Here is a 350-nt window from a genome sequence, read left to right as displayed (position 1 = left end):
GTTCACCGTCATGCGCGAAACGCCGAACTGGGCCGCAAGCCGCAGTTCGGGCGGGATGGCGTCCCCCTCGCCCCAGGTGCCGGCCTCGATCTCCCCCTGCACATAGTCCTTGATGCGCTGGAAGGCGGGCGTCGGCGTGGCCGACGAAGGGGTCGATGACATGCAGGCTCCTGGCTCTCTGTAATGGTGCGCGCGGTCCGCTTCGGTGAAATGCGGCGCCGGCCGCCCCTGACGATGCCCGCGCATTGTGCCGCATCGCACCAACGCCGTGCGCGACACAGGGATGACGCGGGGATTGCGCCGCTTATGCGGAAACCGCTTTTCGATCTGCAAAAAGTTGTCTATACAGT

Annotated in this window: 1 protein-coding gene; it reads right to left on the bottom strand. The window is 65.4% G+C overall.

Features of this window, described 5'->3' with window-relative positions:
• Positions 1–162: GntR family transcriptional regulator (locus AB4Z35_RS31455; protein WP_442101361.1), on the bottom strand; the 162-nt coding region annotated here is incomplete at its 3' end.
• Positions 163–350 lie beyond the last annotated feature (188 nt).

Origin of the sequence: Pseudomonas sp. KB_15 (assembly GCF_052114525.1) — a bacterium.
Classification (GTDB): domain Bacteria; phylum Pseudomonadota; class Gammaproteobacteria; order Pseudomonadales; family Pseudomonadaceae; genus Aquipseudomonas.
The sequence above is the reverse complement of the archived record's forward strand: the minus strand, read 5'-3'. Positions and strand labels throughout refer to the sequence as shown.